The sequence below is a fragment of the Acinetobacter sp. FY731 genome (assembly GCF_059515905.1).
In genome coordinates this window covers 127,512-142,796 of record NZ_JCAKNB010000001.1, presented here as the reverse complement: position 1 = coordinate 142,796, position 15,285 = coordinate 127,512, and the positions used below count along the sequence as shown (strand labels likewise).

General features: G+C 35.3%; 15 protein-coding genes and 2 pseudogenes. 6 read left to right on the top strand and 11 right to left on the bottom strand.

Features of this window, described 5'->3' with window-relative positions:
- Positions 1-176 precede the first annotated feature (176 nt).
- Positions 177-298 (top strand): annotated as a pseudogene (locus AC5YC8_RS00760) (AlpA family phage regulatory protein); the annotation flags it as partial.
- 495 nt (positions 299-793) lie between these two features.
- Positions 794-1,828, top strand: coding sequence for an AraC family transcriptional regulator (locus tag AC5YC8_RS00755; RefSeq protein WP_496163233.1), 1,035 nt, complete (start codon positions 794-796; stop codon positions 1,826-1,828).
- 129 nt (positions 1,829-1,957) lie between these two features.
- Here AC5YC8_RS00755 and AC5YC8_RS00750 read toward each other — a convergent pair whose 3' ends face one another.
- The 4 genes and pseudogenes from AC5YC8_RS00750 to AC5YC8_RS00735 all read right to left on the bottom strand — a co-directional run bounded on the left by AC5YC8_RS00750 (position 1,958) and on the right by AC5YC8_RS00735 (position 5,337).
- Complete coding sequence (locus tag AC5YC8_RS00750; protein ID WP_496163378.1) at positions 1,958-2,074, bottom strand: hypothetical protein; 117 nt, start codon at positions 2,072-2,074, stop codon at positions 1,958-1,960.
- Between the two features lie 521 nt (positions 2,075-2,595).
- Positions 2,596-2,781: pseudogene (locus AC5YC8_RS00745) on the bottom strand (tyrosine-type recombinase/integrase); the annotation flags it as partial.
- A 481-nt stretch (positions 2,782-3,262) separates the two neighbouring features.
- The gene (locus AC5YC8_RS00740) at positions 3,263-3,955 is read right to left on the bottom strand and encodes a pirin family protein (protein WP_496116607.1); all 693 of its coding nucleotides are present in this window, start codon (positions 3,953-3,955) and stop codon (positions 3,263-3,265) included.
- 158 nt (positions 3,956-4,113) lie between these two features.
- Positions 4,114-5,337 carry a L,D-transpeptidase family protein gene (locus AC5YC8_RS00735; RefSeq protein WP_496116608.1) on the bottom strand — a complete coding sequence of 408 codons (1,224 nt, stop codon included), beginning with the start codon at positions 5,335-5,337 and terminating at the stop codon, positions 4,114-4,116.
- A 205-nt stretch (positions 5,338-5,542) separates the two neighbouring features.
- Here AC5YC8_RS00735 and hemE point away from each other — a divergent pair, with 205 nt between their 5' ends.
- The 3 genes from hemE (at position 5,543) to AC5YC8_RS00720 (ending at position 8,933) form a co-directional block, all read left to right on the top strand.
- Complete coding sequence (gene hemE / locus AC5YC8_RS00730) at positions 5,543-6,613, top strand: uroporphyrinogen decarboxylase (RefSeq protein ID WP_496116610.1); 1,071 nt, start codon at positions 5,543-5,545, stop codon at positions 6,611-6,613.
- Positions 6,614-6,625: 12 nt separating this feature from the next.
- Complete coding sequence (locus tag AC5YC8_RS00725; RefSeq protein WP_496116785.1) at positions 6,626-7,420, top strand: DUF817 family protein; 795 nt, start codon at positions 6,626-6,628, stop codon at positions 7,418-7,420.
- A 127-nt stretch (positions 7,421-7,547) separates the two neighbouring features.
- Positions 7,548-8,933, top strand: a complete 1,386-nt coding sequence (locus AC5YC8_RS00720; protein WP_496116611.1) for a diguanylate cyclase — start codon at positions 7,548-7,550, stop codon at positions 8,931-8,933.
- A gap of 9 nt (positions 8,934-8,942) precedes the next feature.
- Here AC5YC8_RS00720 and AC5YC8_RS00715 read toward each other — a convergent pair whose 3' ends face one another.
- The 3 genes from AC5YC8_RS00715 to AC5YC8_RS00705 all read right to left on the bottom strand — a co-directional run bounded on the left by AC5YC8_RS00715 (position 8,943) and on the right by AC5YC8_RS00705 (position 10,713).
- On the bottom strand, positions 8,943-9,302 hold the full coding sequence (locus tag AC5YC8_RS00715) for a cupin domain-containing protein (protein ID WP_496163232.1): 360 nt from the start codon (positions 9,300-9,302) through the stop codon (positions 8,943-8,945).
- A gap of 82 nt (positions 9,303-9,384) precedes the next feature.
- Positions 9,385-9,933 (bottom strand): GTP cyclohydrolase I FolE, encoded by a 549-nt coding sequence (gene folE / locus AC5YC8_RS00710; protein ID WP_496116786.1) that lies wholly within the window; start codon positions 9,931-9,933, stop codon positions 9,385-9,387.
- A gap of 93 nt (positions 9,934-10,026) precedes the next feature.
- Positions 10,027-10,713 (bottom strand): Smr/MutS family protein, encoded by a 687-nt coding sequence (locus AC5YC8_RS00705; protein ID WP_496163231.1) that lies wholly within the window; start codon positions 10,711-10,713, stop codon positions 10,027-10,029.
- Positions 10,714-10,890: 177 nt separating this feature from the next.
- On the opposite strand from AC5YC8_RS00705, the gene AC5YC8_RS00700 reads away from it, so the two are divergent.
- On the top strand, positions 10,891-11,226 hold the full coding sequence (locus AC5YC8_RS00700; RefSeq protein ID WP_496163230.1) for a hypothetical protein: 336 nt from the start codon (positions 10,891-10,893) through the stop codon (positions 11,224-11,226).
- A gap of 72 nt (positions 11,227-11,298) precedes the next feature.
- On the opposite strand, the gene AC5YC8_RS00695 is transcribed toward AC5YC8_RS00700, so the two are convergent.
- The 4 genes from AC5YC8_RS00695 to AC5YC8_RS00680 form a co-directional block, all read right to left on the bottom strand.
- Positions 11,299-12,396: a calcium:cation antiporter gene (locus AC5YC8_RS00695; protein WP_496163229.1), complete on the bottom strand. Its 1,098-nt coding sequence runs from the start codon at positions 12,394-12,396 to the stop codon at positions 11,299-11,301.
- A gap of 164 nt (positions 12,397-12,560) precedes the next feature.
- Positions 12,561-13,367, bottom strand: coding sequence for an indole-3-glycerol phosphate synthase TrpC (gene trpC / locus AC5YC8_RS00690; protein ID WP_496163228.1), 807 nt, complete (start codon positions 13,365-13,367; stop codon positions 12,561-12,563).
- Between the two features lie 18 nt (positions 13,368-13,385).
- Entirely contained in the window at positions 13,386-14,432 is a 1,047-nt protein-coding gene (gene trpD, locus AC5YC8_RS00685) for an anthranilate phosphoribosyltransferase (RefSeq protein ID WP_496163227.1), read from the bottom strand.
- Positions 14,433-14,447: 15 nt separating this feature from the next.
- Complete coding sequence (locus AC5YC8_RS00680) at positions 14,448-15,032, bottom strand: anthranilate synthase component II (RefSeq protein WP_496116619.1); 585 nt, start codon at positions 15,030-15,032, stop codon at positions 14,448-14,450.
- Positions 15,033-15,285: the final 253 nt, after the last annotated feature.

Sequence of the window (15,285 nt, the reverse complement as noted above, 5' to 3'; positions counted from 1 at the left end):
TAATTTATTAAGGGTCTTTTTTTTACTTTAGTTTTAGTCGACTTTGTTACATAAACCTATCTATCAAGGCTTATTCAGTAATATAACTATTAGATGAATAAACCTACACCTAAAATGTATCGTACAACAAACTGGCCATTATACACTTGTGCTTTGATCAGTCGTGATGTGTGCTGAAAAAATCGAAATACTATGATCCTAGTTTTCCGAAAGCAATAGGATTAAGTGAATCATGTATTGGTTGGTCAGCTTAGGAATCTATCAGTGGATTGAAAACAAGTTGGCAAGTCGTGGGTAGATGGGAGCAGAAGCTCACTTATTTATTTGAATAGGTGAATAAAAATAGAGTGATATATTTTCGTAATTTGCTAATTATTTTAGAAAAAAGGGACAAGAAAAATAAAAATAATAAAAGCAAAATATCGGTGTTTTTTATGTTTTCTACATTGAATTAATGTATGTGCAGAAAACTTTTTCATTAGTACTAATACTGATTTTTTAGTATCACTAGTAGTTATTTTTCAGTCATATTGAAGTTTTTACTGCATTTTAGATATTAATCTTTAGTGGTGTTAGGTAGGTATTTCTCAAAATTCTATTAATGTAGAAACCAGTGAATAATTAACTGATGACATAAGTATAGGGAATGATTTTGTTACGCAAATCAGTTTTTAAGGGCTTATTTAGTAATTTAATTTCAAATTGATAAGCCCCTCTATAGTTTTAGTAACTTCCGTGTTCGGCATGTTCTTAAGTTGCAGAAAATAGAAAAATAGATTGAGACGAAGGTTAGATGAAATCATTTTTAAAAAAAAGAAGTGTTTATAGTGGAATGGTTAGATTACTGGACACTTTCTGTGATAAATATTCTTTAAAAACACCTGTGCATCGTATTTATGACTTTGATGATAGAGTAATCTTTATTCATTGGTTACAGAAGCTTAAATATATAGATCAGCAATATGATAAAGAAGGTTTAGGTATAGAAATTGCAAAAATAGTAGCTCCTAGTCATTTAGGTATTTCTTTTTATATCGCTTTGTCTTGCAAAAACTTAAGAAGTTACATGGGAATGCCATTACAGTATTTTTTCGCATGGTGTGACTATACACAGAAGGATATAAGGATTGTTGATAATGAGGTTCTTATTTCTTGGGAAAAACCTGCATATTACAGTGCTGGTTTATATCTTAGGGAAACAGCTATTTCAGAAGAATTACAAGTTGCAACAATCTATCAACTATTGCTAGCTCTTTTAGGCTCTAATTATCAACTTTTAAAGAAAGTTGAGTTAGCTATTTCAAAACCTAAAAACACTAAATTATATGAGAATTATTTTAATTGCCCAGTAAGTTTTGATGCCGATCGGACATTGTTAAAAATACCATTGAATCTGTGTGATATTCCATTAACTACGGAAGATCCCGTGTTGTTATATTTTTTGGAAAAAACAGCAACCCAAATGTATAATAAAATGACTAATGACACAAATCTTCTAGAAAATGTAAATAAGGCAATTATAAAGTCTATTAATGCTCAAGATCCTAAAGTTAGTGTTGTTGCTGGATATTTAAATATGAGTACACGTACTTTTCAGATGGCTTTAAAAGATCAAGGGATGAGTTTTCAAGACTTATTAAACAAAGTGCGTTTAACATTAGCAAAACAATATTTGATTAAAAAAGACACCTCTATTATAGAAATTTCTACTTTTTTAGGATACAAGGAGCAAACTTCATTTAATCGTGCATTTAAAAGTTGGACGGGTTATAGCCCAATGCGTTGGCGTTATTTGAATATTGCAAACAGCAAGGGTGATGTGACTTGATTGCATGCAATGGTTTGAAAGGAACTTTATTGTATATAGTCTTTTAGATAGATTTATTCTAAATATTTAAAATTTAAGTGAAGTTTCTAGTGTAAGGTCGACCTAAGTCAATAAATTTGTTGGTAGTTCTCAAGTCTGACGTGCTACCCACTTATCTTTTATGTCTGGATAGTATTTCAATAAAAATATATGCAATACAGACTCATGATTTTCTTTCTTCTTCGAAGAGCTTAAATTTTTCCTGATAAAACGTCCTAAACAACTTCTTAATGTCGAATTGAATCGCTCAATATGGTTGGTTAAGCTTGTATGTTTACCAATAGAGCAGTGGGTAGTAGGGGCAAATACCTCACATAACTTGACTAATAATCACTACATGTTGCTAAATTAAAATAGTTTGAAGGAATTCGACAGCGTAAATCTGTACATGTTTTATGTTGCGCTGACTACACATAAGCAACAACTTAACGTGTGCGACGACAGAGTGGAATCCAAGTCCAAACTGAATAGCCTTCGATTTTGTAGACACTCTTTAGTTAGATAAAATAGCTAATTGAAGAGGTGTTTATGAGCAGTAGCAAACGATATCCTGAAGAATTTAAAATAGGTGGTGTTCAGCGGTTTAATGAGGAACAATTTGTCTTTCAAACCACTGTGTTGCAAAGTAAATAGGATCTAATGAAAAATAATGATTCAAAACTCGGCTTATCTACCTAAAAGGGGTTAACATAATATTAGCTACAATATTTAGTTAGCTTAATCTGCTATCAGGTTTTTACACTTTTAAAGAGATATGCACCACGTAAATAAGCAGCTTCAACATCATCAGGTGGTTTATGAGCTAAGGCGTGTTCACATATTTCATGAAGGTAATCTGTTATATCAGAAGATCAATCTCTGAATGTAGAGCGAAAGCCATGTGTTGTAATCATAAGATTTTGTTTAGGATTAATTGAGCTATTTATTAACTTAAGTTATGTGAACTTTGATTCCAAAAGAGCAAGAGCGAGTGGTGGGGCGGCAGCGTTAGAAATAAAAAACAAAATACAGATTTGAGTACGTCTACGCTAGGGATTCATTTCGCTAGTCAAATAAAACTTGGTGATACAAATACAATGATAGTAAAAGGAATATTGGGTTGGCAACACTATTATGGAAATTGAAATAATGATGCGAATTTAGCATTCTTTAGTGGAGGGAATTCTTTTGAGGTAAATGCTGTGCCGTTTTCACCTAATGGTGCAATTTTTAATTTAAGAAATTAAATTAAAAAATAATGTATCTGCTTCATTAGGATATAGCGGATTAATTTCAGATAAATACAAAGATAATAGTGTGAAAGCTAACTTAACGTGGATGTTTAAATTGTATATTTGCATTCCAATGTGGAATGTAAAAAAGGCTCCTAGGAGCCTTTTAAAATCTTTAGAGATTTTATTTTTCTGGTAAATCAAACCAAATAAACTGACTTTCTTCGTTTGCTGTAATTTTTGCATTATCTCGGAAAAGTAAAGCATCACCAGCTTTTACAATATGCTCTTCAATTTGAACTTCACCACGAATCACATGAATATAATTCAAAACTTGAGTTGCCTTTATTTCTAAAGATAAGCCTTGTTCTAGCACAGCCGTTTTAACTTCGGCTTGCTGACGAATATGCATAGGCGCATTGTCGTTTGGTCCAACAATTAAATGCCATTGGTTCGGCTGATCTTTAGGATCTAATTTAATTTGTTGATAGGTAGGCTCAGCGTTACGAACATCTGGATGAATCCAAATTTGGAGTAGATGAACAGGATGATCACCATCATTCATTTCACTATGCTGAACACCTGTGCCAGCACTCATTAATTGCCATTCGCCTGCGGAAATTCCTCCAGCATTGCCCATGCTGTCTTTATGCGAAATTGTACCGTCTAAGACACAAGTTAAAATTTCCATATTGTCATGGGGGTGCGTGCCAAAACCTCGATGGGCATCAATAGTGTCATCATTAATGACACGTAATGCACTTACACCCATATATTTAGGGTTGTGCCAACTACCAAATGAAAAACTGTGCTTGGTGTCTAACCAAGCCATTTTGACATGCCCACGATCTTCACTACGATGTAAATAAGCATTCATGTGAATACCCCATTATTATTTGAACTTGAAGTTATTTTAAGGCTTTAGATTGTTCTTTTATATTGATAAAAAGCGACATATTGTTCTATTTCTAGAATGATAGTGTATGAATATAAAAAAGCCTGCATAAGAGCAGGCTTTTTTATATCACTATTTCATTATTCTAAGAACTTTACTGTTACGCCTGAGCGAACTTTTTTGCCTAAGTCGTTAGCATCCCAGTTGGTTAAGCGAATGCAACCATGTGAAGCTGTTTTAGAGATAGCAGAAGGATTTGGTGTTCCATGAATACCAAATGATTTTTTGCTTAAACCAATCCAAATATTACCTACAGGACCATTAGGACCAGGTGGTAAAGAAAGTGGTTTTAAGTTTTTACCTTGTACAAAGTTACTTGGTGAGTAGCTATACCAAGGGTTTGGTGCTACGCCAGTTACTTTATACGTGCCTGTTGGAGAAGGTGTATCTGAGCTACCAATGGTTGCAGGGAAAGATGCAATCATCTTATTTTTGCTGTTGAATAAATAAAGTTGTTTTGCACCTTTATGCGCAACAATTAAATGAATATCTTCAGGTAATTGATTACGTACACTTGAAACAATAATTTTTTCGCCAACTTTATTAAAATTCGCATTTGGATTGATCTTTTTCAAGAATTCTTCATCCATATGGAATTTTTCACCTAACATTTCTGTTACGCGTGTGTAGTACAAACCAGGCATTTTTGCTTGAAGTGCATAGTCACTCGGAATAGATTTTGCGTATGGCCCTTTAAGGTCAGCAGCAGTAATGGTGTATTCCACGTATGTAGGTTTAGAACCTTGATTTTTAACTAAAGCATCCCAAGTTTCTTGAGTCAGAATTCCTGTTGCTTTCAAACCATTCATTTGTTGGAAAGAAGCAATTGCTTTTAGAGTATTTTTACCACTTGAGCCATCAATTGCGCCAGGTGAAGCATGTGCATTGTTTAACATGACATGTGCACGTGCGTACATTGGGAATTGACCACGGCCTAAGTCTTCCCATTTAGCATTATTTAGGCTGTCTAAAGACCAAGGACCTTTATATGTTGTGCTAGCAGGAACAGACTTTGTTGGTGAAGATGGTGCAGTGCCGATAGCAGCTGAATCGTCTTCAGTGTTTTGAAGATTATCAAGTGTTTCAGAGGCTTGATTTAAATCTTGTTGTTCTTGTGGGGTTATTTTTGCTTCCGAAGATGCTTGCTCTGCTGACTTGCTTATTGCTAAAGGATCGATAGGATCTTCAATAGCAATATCTTTAATCTTTTGAGGATTTAATGCTTGTTCAGCAGTTGATGCCGCAATTGCAGAACCAGCAAATATGCAGCTTAAACTCATTGCAAGTATTGAGCGAACGAACATGTAATTCAACCTTAAGAATAATTCATTAACATTGTGAAAAAACAACACAAGTATTACAGAAAAAAACAGGTGTTGCAGTAAATGTTTTGACTAAATATCAGTTTTATCATTTATAACAATCGAATTTTAACATACAGACAGATTATTAAATCTTAGACCTTTTTGTTATGATGCTTGGAAGATTAAAAATCAATTAGGAAAGTAAATGACGACCTTAAAAAATGATCGTTTTCTACGTGCTTTATTGCGTGAACCTGTAGATACAACACCAGTATGGATGATGCGACAAGCGGGCCGTTATTTACCAGAATATCGTGAAACACGTGCTAAGGCAGGTGATTTCCTTTCTTTATGTAAAAACACAGAGTTTGCTTGCGAAGTTACGCTTCAGCCTTTGCGTCGCTATGAACTTGATGCGGCAATTTTATTTTCAGATATTTTAACTGTACCTGATGCTTTAGGTTTGGGTTTGTACTTTGAGGCAGGTGAAGGCCCTAAGTTTCATAAAACAGTACGTACAGAACAAGATGTTGCGAATCTTCCAAAATTCAATGCAAAATCTGATTTAGATTATGTGATGAATGCAGTGTCTACTATTCGTTCTGCGTTAGGTGGACAAGTTCCACTTATTGGCTTTTCAGGTAGTCCGTGGACACTTGCAACATATATGGTAGAAGGTGGTTCAAGTAAGGATTTCCGTTTTACTAAAAATATGATGTATGCACAGCCTGAAGTTTTACATGCTTTGTTAGATCGTTTAGCAGATGCGGTTATTGACTATTTAAATGCTCAAATTGATGCAGGTGCACAAGCTGTACAAATTTTTGATAGTTGGGGCGGTGCATTAGCACATCGTGAATATCTTGAATTTTCATTGAAATACATGCAAAAAATTGTTGCAGGCTTACAACGTGAAAAAGATGGTCGCAAAATTCCTGTCATTTTGTTTACTAAAGGTGGCGGGCAGTGGTTAGAGCCAATGATTGCAACAGGTGCAGATGCATTTGGTCTAGATTGGACAACGCCGTTAAATGTGGCGCGTCAAACTGTAAATGGTCGTGCAGCATTACAAGGTAATTTAGACCCTGCAACGCTATATGGCACACCTGAAAATATCGCAAAAGCAACGAAAGCAATGCTTGATGATGCTTATGCAAATGGTGAAAAAACGGGTTATATCGCAAACTTAGGTCATGGAATTACGCAATGGGTTGATCCTGAAAAACCAAAAGTGTTTATTGATACGGTACATGAATACAGCGCGAAATATTTATAAGGATTTTCTGTGATTCAAAATTTGGGTTTGTTGATCCAATTTTCATGTAAGGCAGCTTCGGCTGCCTTATTTGGTATCTTATTATTGGTTGCTTTTGCTTTAACAGCCAGTATGGGAAGCCACGAATATTTTGGATATTTTAGATACGATTATTTGTTGTTTTATGCCTTAATCATTCAGGTGTGTTTGTTGTATTTAAAACTTGAGTCTTGGGCAGAAGCTAAAGTGATTGCCTTATTTCATGTTTTGGCAATGGTGATGGAGATTTTTCTAACCAGTCCTTATATTGCATCATGGCAATATCCACAACCCGCTGTTTTTAAAATACTTACTGTTCCTTTGTTTGCAGGATTCATGTATTCCGCTGTAGGCAGTTTCTTTGCACGTTCTTTGCGCTTATATCAAGTACATTTTCAGTATTTACCTAGTTTTTCGAATATGATGGCGCTGGCTATTTTGTCTTATGCAAACTTCATGACCAAATTCTTTATTCCTGATATTAGATATTTCTTATTTGTATGGAGCATCGTAATTTTTTGGAATACAAAAGTGGGTTTTATGCTTCAAAATCGCCAATTTAAACTGCCAATGCTTCCAGTATTAGTACTTTTAGCATTTGTTATTTGGATTGCTGAAAATATTAGTACTTTTTATAAAATTTGGCTGTATCCAAGTCAGGTTGATGCTTGGCATATGGTTGGATGGGGTAAATTGGGTTCTTGGTATTTATTACTTCTATTAAGTTTGGTACTTGTGTTGGGAATTTTGGGGCAACGTAAACCAAATGGTTTATGGAAGTTAAATTAAGATCTGAAAGTAAAGAAAATTTATTATTTTTTTGTTTTTCATGGGGTAATGAAAAGCAAAAGATATTCTAAAGTTGAGCGAATAATTCGCCGTATTTATTAATTTTTTTGATCTGGGGTAACGGTCAATGAATAGCGAAATTTTAAATGACTTGACTGTACAGTGGAAAAGTTTATGTAAAAGCTATGATGCATCAGATGTATTAGACGCATTTCATTTTATACAACAGCATGCTTCAACCTTAGTTTATGAGTTTTATAAAAAAATGCTGGATGAAAAAGAATCGGCAGAATTTTTTTCTGATGATTTAATTCAGCAACGATTACAAAACACTTTGCACCAATGGTTATTGGAAAGCTTTGGTGTTGCAATCAATCAAAACTATAAAGAAGCTGTTGAAAAGCAGAAGCTTGTTGGGCATGTACATGCACGTGTGGGTATTCCATCTTGGTTGATTATTCGTGGTGTGCGTGAAATTGAAAAGAAAATTTTTGAAATAGCTTCAAAACAATATACCAAAGATAATGCTTTATCATTGATTGGTTATATTGTGGAGCTATTGAGCTTTTCAACAGAAATTATGTGTCGCTCTTATGAAGAAAAAACAGAAGTTCATCAGGAGGCTAAGCATAGTTATCGGTTATTTTCTGCCATGCAAGATGTTTCTGTTCAGAAGGATAAGCAACGTAGTAGCTTGTTGGATTGGGAAAATGAGTTAATTTTTAAAGCATTTTCACTGCCTGAAAATATCTTTCATTCGCTTTTGTCAAAATCTGAATTTGGTTTGTGGTTTGTTCATAAAGCATCTTATGCCTTTACAGGTTCAGAGCAAGTTAAAGTCATCATCAATATTATTAGTGAGATTGATGAGTTGGTTGAAGATATTAGAAACTCTGAAGATAAAGCCAGTATTTATCAATATATTCAAGATATTCGTCAAAAAAACCGAGAAATTCAGCATTTGTTAGATCAGCTTTTTCAAGTTTCTGATTATATTGAAATGGGTAATGATTCATTGACGAAGTTGTTGAATCGTCGCTATTTAGATACCGTTGTTTCTCGAGAAATTGAGCTTGCGCGTAAAAACCATACTCCATTATGTTTGTTGGCAATTGATGCTGATTATTTCAAATTGGTGAATGATCGCTTTGGTCATACAGCAGGTGATACCGCCCTGAAATATATTGCCGACACATTAATGAAATACAGTAAAGGAAGTGATTACGCATTTAGAGTTGGCGGAGAGGAGTTTTTAGTATTACTTGTAGATACAGATATAACGCGCTCTAAGGTAATTGCGGAAAGTATTCGCCAAAGTATTGAAGCATCTGTTTTATATGCAGCAGATAATGTGCCCTTTACCTTCACTGTCAGTATCGGGATACAGCCTTATGCAGGACATTTAGATTATCAGAAATTTTTAGATGCTGCAGACCATAGTCTGTATGCAGCGAAAAACTTAGGTCGTAATCGAGTTTTTGTATCGCAGGTTGAACTTAACGAGCTTTGTTAATGTTGGGACTTATGCCTCAACCACCACATAGTACTTTTTAACTTTTTCAACGACTTCAAAAATACCTTTGAACGATGGTGGAATAACTCCAGCATCGCCAACGGTAATTTCTACATATTGACCCGTTTCAGCATCATGCAAACGAACAACGCCTTTAATGATTTGAAAGAACTCTTGTTTGTTTGCTGAAAATACGATATTCCAAGCACCTACTTCACATTCCCAAATTCCACAGTTCATATTTGGATGATTGTATAATTCAGTGGTTAAGCGTTTAGGGTTGCCTTGAACAAGACGGTCGGGACGTGGATAGTCAACCGTGATTTCATTTTGAGTTAAACCTTGTCCTGCTAAGAATATTGAAGGCATTGCATTTGATCCTTAGATCATTCATTGAGTGATCGTAAAATTTTAGCAAAAAAAATGCCTCAACATGTGAGGCATTTAAATCTTAATAACTTTCAGGTACAGCACTTAAGAATTCGCGGCGATCTTCTTTATTGGTTTTGAAATCACCTAAGAAAGAAACCGTACGAGTTGTAGATTCTTGTTTGCCTACACCGCGCATCATCATACACATGTGAGCAGAGTCAATAACAACGGCAACACCACGTGCACCAGTAACTTCTTGAACTGCTTCAGCAATTTGTTGTGTTAGGTTTTCTTGAATTTGTAAGCGGCGTGCGAACATTTCTGTAATACGTGCAAACTTAGATAAGCCTAAAACATTACCTTCAGGTAAATAGGCAATATGAACACGACCATGAAATGGTAATAAGTGATGTTCACATAAAGAATAGAATTCGATATTTTTTACAAGCACCATGTCACGGTTATCTGATGGAAAAACCGCATTATTGGTTACTTCTTCTAGAGTTTTTTGATAGCCAGATGTTAAGTATGAAAAAGCTTTAGCAGCACGCGCAGGCGTATCTTTTAGACCGGGGCGATCTAAGTCTTCGCCAATAGAGGTTAGGATATTTGCGTAGTTTTGCTGCATAGTCATAAACGTGTTCACTTTGACATGATGTTGAACAAGGTCGGCATTGTAGCAGAAAACTATAGCAATGCCTTATTTTAGGGGAAAATCAGATTATTGTTTAAACTTTGGGTTCTTTTCAGCACGTTTAAGCAAAACTAAAACAGCGCCTGTCCCCCCTTGTTTTTCAGGTGCACTCACAAAAGCAAGAACATCTCTGTGTTGACGGAGCCAACTATTTACATGACTTTTCAAAATTGCTTCAGGACCTTTACCATGAACAATTTTAATCACATTTTGGTTTTCATCTTTTGCAATTTGAATAATTTGCAGAACAGCAATACGTGCTTCTTCAATGGTACAACCATGTAAGTCGACTGCTTCAAACCAACGTATATTGCCAGCTTTTAAATCTTCAAAAACTTTATGTTGTAATGTTGCAATGCGATAGCTCAGTGTTGCTTGGCTAGCAACTGGGTTGAGCATGGCATGAGTATCTGAAAGTTCAGCGTCGTTAGTTTCTAAACCGCCTTCAGCAGCAGCACGTTTTGCAAGTATTTGAGCGTTTGGCTTTTTTGTTTTTGATTTTTCAATTTTCGCAATATTGCTCGTATCCATTTTTTGGACACCTTGCATTTGTTTGCGAAATAATTCGATATCGTCTTCAGGCTCGGGTTGAACTTGCGCTTTTTCCTCAGCAGCTTTTTTAATTGCTGTTGAATGAGGATTGGTGATTTGCTTTTTAAAGGCTTTCAGTAGGTTGAATTGGTCTTTAGAAAGGGAGGAATCATTTTTACTCATAGTATTAGGAAATAAGCAGATTAGCCGAAAGTTAGAAGATTATAGTCGTTATTTGTAGGGATTTGAACTAAAGATAATTTTGCTTATTAATATTAGTATTTTTATAAAATTGGGATTATAAGGGTTAAGTATAATTTGATTTAATAAGAATTGAATGTGTAATAGGCAAGGGTAAATATGGATAATAAATTTAATTTTTTTAAAGCATCAATGCCAACATCAAGAAAAGCTGATTTTTATTTGGGTTGTATAGATAGTTGTGTTTTTCTAGATTTTGACTTAATAAATAAAAGAGTATTTTTAACTAGGATTTCATTTGATTCTTATGGTTGTTGTAACCTTGATAGTGGTAATTCTTTAGATGAAAATCTTTCAGCTAAATTTGTTGAAGAAATGACAAAAGACGTATTAGATCAGGAAAAAATTAAATATTTTGTGTTAAAACTTATAACATTGAATAAATATAAAATTTGGGCAGATGCGCTAGAGAATTATGATTTTTGTGATATCTAGTAAAAAATAAGGTAATAATTTACTCGTCAGGATGCTTACATCCTGAGCTACGAGTTATCTTTTTTTAATTTTCTACGGCACAAAGCTCATAAATAAATAAGTAATAAAGATTAATACATGAATAATACCTGGCAATATTGTCGTGCTTCCTGTGCGTAAAGAATTCGAAACAACAAATAATGAAAGTATAAGTAGAACAATAGATTTTGCATCCAAACCAAGTTCAATTGGCCAATCCATATAAACAGCCAAAATAGCAACAGCAGGAATAGTTAAACCAATACTTGCAATAGCTGAACCGATTGCAAGATTTAAACTCGATTGTAATCGATTGGCTTTTGCAGCACGCATAGCTGCACCAAATTCAGGTAAAAGAACAATTGCAGCAATGAGAATACCTAAAGTTGCAAGAGGGGCACCCGCTTTCCCTAAGAAGGCCTCTAAAGAAGGTGAAATTGCTTTTGCACTAAGTACAACCGCAATTAAAGAAACAATGAGTGAGAATAAGCTGATATATGTCGCTTTTAAACTTGGTTTATGACTATTATCTTTTGTGATTGGTTCTGGCTTAGAGGGATCAATAACAGGTAAAAAATATTCGCGATGCCCAATAGTTTGAAACAATGTAAATGCGGTAAAGAGAGCTAAAGTAATGAAAGAGACAAAGAGTAACTGCTTGTGGGTGTAAATACCCTCAATACCTGTGCTAGTCACATAGTTGGGTAAAATTAAAGAAAATACGATAATGACAGTCATTGTGCCAATTGCAGCTGTAACACCTTCAAGATTAAAACCTTGAACTAAATGTTTTCGACCACCCACAATTAAGCTTAAACCAATAATGCCATTAAGAATGATCATAACTGCGGCAAAAATGGTATCGCGAGCTAGCCCCATTGCTTCTTCACCGCCTGATAGCATCATAGAAACAATGAGCGCTACTTCAATAATAGTGACAGATAAAGCAAGAACGAGTGTGCCAAAAGGCTCTCCGACTTTATGTGCAATCACTTCAGCATGATGTACTGCACAAATAACACTTGCGATTAGACCAATAGAAAGTAGGGCAACAATACCGAAAAATTGAGGCGAAACTAAACTTAAAGCAAGTACAGCTAAACTTAGCCAAGGAATATAAAGAGCCCATGCAGGGTTATGTTGATTTACCATGGTGATATCTATTATTAATGTCCATATTTTTAAATAAATTATCTTGTTTTTATGGAATATTTTGTTAAAAAATGTATATATCTTTAAATGTAACGCAGAGAGATTTATTAGAAATGTTTAAAAATAATGCAAGCTCGGAATGCTAACATTCCGAGCTTTTTGTTTTATATAGAAGTCGGTATACCAAACAACTCTTTAAAAGCATGATCAGGACGAGCTTGCTTCATAAAACTTTCACCAACTAAGAAGGCGTGAATGTCATTTTCTTGCATCATTGCAACGTCAGTAGGGGTTGCGATACCACTTTCAGTGACCAATAAACGTGATGGTTCAAGTAAAGCTTTTAAACGTAAAGATGTATTTAAATCGACATCAAATGTTTTAAGGTTGCGGTTATTTACACCTAATAAACAACGATTTGACAGGCGTAAAGCACGTTCAAGTTCATGTTCATCATGTACTTCTACTAGAACATCTAAATTGTATTCAAATGCAGTTTTAGACATTTCTTCAAGCTGTTGATCGGACAAGCATGCCACAATCAACAAAATACAATCTGCATGTAAAGCACGTGCTTCAATCACACCGTAAGGGTCAATTAAAAAATCTTTACGTAGTGCGGGTAAAGCGCAATTTGAGCGTGCAATTTGAATGTTTTCATCTGCACCTTGGAAAAAGTCTACATCGGTTAGTACAGATAAACATGCAGCGCCTGCATCTTCATATTGTTGTGCAATTTCAGCAGGATTGAAGTTTTCACGAATAATCCCTTTAGATGGCGATGCTTTTTTAATTTCAGCAATGACACCTGGGTGTTTACTTAGTAAAGATTGAGCAAAGCCACGGACAGGTGTTGCGGCTTGTGCCAGCTCTTCAACATCTTTATAGCTATGCTGTTTAAGGCGTAAGGCAAATTCTTCTTTTTTGCGATCAACAATTTTTCCTAAGATGGTATTTGCAATATCAACCATGATGATTTATCTCCCGTCTTAAGCTTCGTATTGTTTGAGCGTTTTAGTAAATTCTGACAAGATTTCCATTTTTTCGAGTGCTTGCCCACCATAAATAATGTCATGTGCTAATGCGACACCTTGTTTATAAGAGCTTGTTAAACCCGAAACATAAATACCAGCCCCAGCATTTAAAGCAATCATATTGGCAGCTTTGTCACCAATTTCAGTTTTCTTTTTACTTAAAGCTGCTTTAATTAAAGCTAAGCTTTCAGCAGGACTATCAATTGTTAAGCCTGTTAATGTTTGAGATTCAATGTCAACTTCTTCAGGAGTAATCATCCATTCGGTAACTTCGCCATCTTTAAGTTCTGCAACATAAGTTTGAGATGCTAGGCTAATTTCATCTAAACCATCTTTAGAGTGAACAACCATGACATGTTCAGCACCAAGTTGCTTTAAAACTTCAGCCATTGGGCGGCAAAGTTCATTTGAAAATACGCCAATCACAAAGCGTTTTACACCAGCCGGATTCGTAAGCGGACCGAGTAAGTTAAAAATAGAGCGGAAACCAAGTTCCTTACGAGGAGCTGCCGCATATTTCATTGCTTTATGATGGTTTGGGGCAAATAAGAAGCCAACACCAATATCGCGGATACAGCGTTCAGTTTGTTCCATGTTTAGGGCAAGGCTAATTCCTGCTTGCTCGAGTAAGTCAGAAGAACCTGATTTACCTGAAACACCACGACCGCCATGTTTTGCAATATTTGCACCTGCTGCCGCAACAACAAATGCAGATGCAGTTGAAACGTTAAATAAGTTTTGACCGTCACCACCTGTACCCACAATGTCGACAAGGTAAGGCAGGTCGCTGACATCAATTTTAGTCGCAAACTCACGCATTACACGTGCAGCAGCTGTCATTTCGTCAATGCTTTCGCCTTTTAGACGTAAGCCCATCATTAAAGCACCAATTTGTGCATCTGAAGCCTCACCATTCATGATAGTGCGCATCACATCTTCCATTTGCGGTTGAGTGAGGTGAATGTTTTTTGTGATATGGCTTAAAGCTTGTTGAATATCCATGTATATAAAACTCAATTATGCATAAATTTCTAAGAAGTTTTTAAAGATTTGATGACCATGTTCACTCAGAATAGATTCAGGATGGAACTGCACACCTTCAACAGGTAGTGTCTTATGTTTAACACCCATAATTTCTTCCATAGAACCATCTTCTTCATTGGTCCAGCAAGTTACTTCCAAACAGTCTGGCAATGTTGCTTGATCAATCACAAGTGAGTGATAGCGCGTTGCAGAAAAAGGAGAGGGTAAGTTGCTAAAAATGCCTGTATCGCTGTGATACATGTCAGATAAACGACCATGCATAACACGTTTTGCACGTACAACATCACCACCGAAAGCTTGTCCAATACTTTGATGTCCTAAACACACACCAAGTAATGGAATTTTGCCAGCAAAATGCTGTATCGCAGGAATTGAAATACCTGCTTCAGATGGTGAGCAAGGACCAGGACCAATAACTAAGTATTTGGGTTGCCATCGCTCAATATCCTCCAATGTCACGGCATCATTACGTACTACTTTTACTTCTTGATTCAATTCGCCAAAATATTGAACGATGTTGTAAGTAAAAGAGTCATAGTTGTCGATCATTAAGAGCATGAGCTTAACCTATTGAAATTAACGCACATTTTGTGCTTTTATATTCGGAAAATACCTTTCTATGCATAATGGTAATTTGTAAAAAACTTTAAATAACAAATTTTTGATTTAGCAGAGAAAGTGCCGAACATCATAGCAAAAAATAATCATTTCCTGCTGACTTATTTATATAACAATCTTTGTTAAAGCTTATGATTTGAATTGACTAAATAGTGAGTGCAATTTAAGGGAGGTGGAGGTACTTTCAAAATAA